At 66.7% G+C, this 3,007-nt stretch carries 5 protein-coding genes; all 5 read left to right on the forward strand.

What is annotated here, in order from left to right; translation table 11 throughout:
• The coding region (locus AB7U92_RS24800; RefSeq protein WP_428583153.1) for a flagellar basal body-associated FliL family protein at nt 1-608 on the forward strand (608 nt) is incomplete at its 5' end.
• Nucleotide 609: 1 nt separating this feature from the next.
• Nucleotides 610-1,614: a flagellar motor switch protein FliM gene (gene fliM / locus AB7U92_RS24805; RefSeq protein WP_428583155.1), complete on the forward strand. Its 1,005-nt coding sequence runs from the start codon at nt 610-612 to the stop codon at nt 1,612-1,614.
• Nucleotides 1,604-2,032, forward strand: coding sequence for a flagellar motor switch protein FliN (fliN, locus tag AB7U92_RS24810; protein ID WP_428583157.1), 429 nt, complete (start codon nt 1,604-1,606; stop codon nt 2,030-2,032). The genes fliM and fliN overlap by 11 nt, the downstream gene beginning before the upstream one ends.
• 16 nt (nt 2,033-2,048) lie before the next feature.
• Entirely contained in the window at nt 2,049-2,387 is a 339-nt protein-coding gene (locus tag AB7U92_RS24815) for a FliO/MopB family protein (RefSeq protein WP_428583159.1), read from the forward strand.
• Nucleotides 2,377-3,007, forward strand: a 631-nt coding sequence (locus AB7U92_RS24820) for a flagellar type III secretion system pore protein FliP (RefSeq protein WP_428583161.1), incomplete at its 3' end; no start/stop codon positions are given. The genes AB7U92_RS24815 and AB7U92_RS24820, both read left to right, overlap by 11 nt.

A 3,007-nucleotide genomic window follows, 5' to 3' on the forward strand; every position in this document is an offset into this window, starting at 1 on the left:
CCGCTGCCGCACCCGATGCCGAAGCCGCCGCGCCCCCGACGGGCAAGAAGAAGCTGATCATCATCCTCGCCGCCGTGCTGCTGCTGGCCGGCGTGGGTGGGGGCGGCGCCGTGTTCATGATGAAGAAGAAGGCGGCCGAGGCGGCCGCCGCGGCCGAAGCCGAGGGCGAGGACGGCGAGCCGGTGAAGAAGGCCGGCAAGAAGGAGCACGGCGCGCCGCCGGCCTTCCTGCCGCTGGAACCGTTCATCGTCAACCTGGCCGACAAGGAAGTCGATCGCTACGCGCAGATCGGCGTGACGCTGGAGCTCGACGATGCCAAGACCGCCGACGAGCTCAAGGCCTACATGCCAGCGATCCGCAACGGCATCCTGATGGTGCTGGCGCACAAGACCTCGGCCGAGCTGCTGGAGCGCAAGGGCAAGGAGGCGCTGGCCGACGAGATCATGCGCGAGACCGTGCGTCCGCTGGGCATCGAGATCGAGCCGCCCGAAGCCGACGAAGAGGCGACCGACGAGGACGCCAAGCCGAAGAAGAAAAAGAAGAAGAAGGCGCCGGCCGCGGACAACCCGGTCAGGCACGTCCACTTCTCGAACTTCATCATCCAGTGAGATGAATCAGCAGATCCTTTCGCAGGACGAGGTCGATGCCCTGTTGCAGGGCATCACCGGCGAGAGCCAGAAGCTCGAGCAGGAGGAAGCGCCTTCGGGCGGCATTCGCACCTACGACCTGTCGAGCCAGGAACGCATCGTCCGTGGGCGCATGCCCACGATGGAGATCATCAACGAGCGGTTCGCGCGCAACATCCGCATCGGGCTGTTCAACTTCATCCGCAAGAGCCCGGAGATCGCCATCGGCGGCATCAAGGTGCAGAAGTACAGCGCCTTCCTGCGCGAGATCGTGGTGCCGACGAACTTCAACATCGTCAGCGTCAAGCCGCTGCGCGGCTCGGGCCTGATCGTCTGCGACCCGACGCTGGTGTTCGCGGTGATCGACGCCCTGTTCGGCGGCGCCGGCAAGTTCCACACGCGCATCGAGGGCCGCGACTTCTCGCCCACCGAGCAGCGCATCATCACGCGGCTGGTCGAGGTGATCATCGCCGAATACAAGAAGGCCTGGCAGGGCATCTATCCGCTCGAGCTGGACTACCAGCGCTCGGAGATGCAGCCGCAGTTCGCCAACATCGCCACGCCCAGCGAGATCGTCGTGGCCACCTCGTTCACGCTGGAGATCGGCGACACCAGCGGCACCATCCACTTCTGCATCCCGTACTCGACGCTGGAACCGATCCGCGACGTCCTGTACTCGACGATGCAGGGCGACTCCAACGAGCCCGACCGCCGCTGGGTGAACCTGCTGAAGAACCAGATCCAGGCCGCCGAGGTGGAGCTGGTGGCCGAGCTGGCCCATGCCGACGCCACCGTGGAGCAGCTGCTGGCCTTCAAGCCGGGCGACTTCATCGAGCTCGACCTGGAGAAGAACATCCAGGTGAAGGTGGTCGGCGTGCCGGTGTTCGAGTGCCAGTACGGCACCAGCGCCGGCAAGTACGCATTGAAGATCGAACGCACGTTGACCGGGTCGAACCTGACCTGGCTGGGAGAGAACCATGTCAGCTGACAACCCCGCCGCCGAACAGGACGCGATGGCCGCCGAGTGGGCCGCCGCGCTGGCCGAGGCCAAGCCCGCGGAGACCGCTTCCGAGGTGCAGCCCGAGCAGGTGGCGCCGGCGTCGTTCACCAACTTCTCGCCGACCACGGCGACGAGCGCGGGCAACGACATCAACATGATCCTGGACATCCCGGTGCAGCTCACCGTGGAGCTGGGCCGCACGCGCATCCCGATCAAGCACATCCTGCAGCTCGCCCAGGGCTCGGTGGTGGAGCTCGACGCGCTGGCCGGCGAGCCGATGGACGTGCTGGTCAACGGCTACCTGATCGCCCAGGGCGAGGTGGTGGTGGTCAACGACAAGTTCGGCATCCGCCTGACCGACATCGTCACGCCGAGCGAGCGCATGCGCCGCCTGTCCAAGGGTTGAGATGAATTCCTCGCTCATGACTTCGCTGCTGTGGTTCGTCGCCATCCTGGCGATGATCCCGGCCGCGCTGTGGCTGCTCAAGCGCACGCCGGTGGGTGGCGCGGGCAGCGGTACGCTGATGAAGAGCGTGGCCGTGCTGCCGCTGTCGGCGAACCAGCGCATCGTCACCGTCGAGGTGGGTGCGGGCGAATCGCGCCAGTGGCTGGTGCTGGGCGTCACGCCGGCCAGCATCACCACGCTGCACACCATGGCGCCCATCGAGGGCGCCGTACTGCCCGCAGCGGCCGCCGGCCCGGCCTTCGCCGGCCTGCTGGCGAAGTTCAACAAGGCCGATGGAGGCCCCGATGCGCGCTGAGCTTCGCCATGCGGGCCGGCTTCTCGCCCTGACGGCACTATCGGCCGTTCCTGCAGCGGCTTTAGCCCAGCAGGCCGGCGGCCCGACGCTGCCGCTGGTGGTGGGCCAGGCTGCTGGCGGCACCAGCTACTCGGTGCCGATCCAGACGCTGCTGTTCTTCACCACGCTGAGCTTCCTGCCGGCCGTGCTGCTGATGATGACCGGCTTCACCCGCATCGTCATCGTGCTGGGCCTGCTGCGCCAGGCGCTGGGCACGCAGGCGGCGCCACCGAACCAGGTGATCGTCGGCCTGTCGCTGTTCCTGACCTTCTTCGTGATGGGCCCGACCATCGACAAGGTCTACGCCGAGGCCTGGCAGCCCTACTCGGAGAACAAGATCCCCTTCGACGAGGCGCTCAAGCGCGGCGAGAAGCCGATGCGCGAGTTCATGCTCAAGCAGACGCGGCAGTCCGACGTGATGCTGTTCTCGCGCCTGGCCAAGATCGATGCGGCCACGCCGGCGGCCGAGGCGCCGTTCAAGGTGCTGGTGCCGGCCTTCGTGACCAGCGAGCTCAAGAGCGCGTTCCAGATCGGCTTCCTGATCTTCATTCCCTTCCTCATCATCGACATGGTGGTGGCCA

This window comes from Piscinibacter sp., from assembly GCF_050175855.1.
Lineage (GTDB): Bacteria > Pseudomonadota > Gammaproteobacteria > Burkholderiales > Burkholderiaceae_C > Piscinibacter.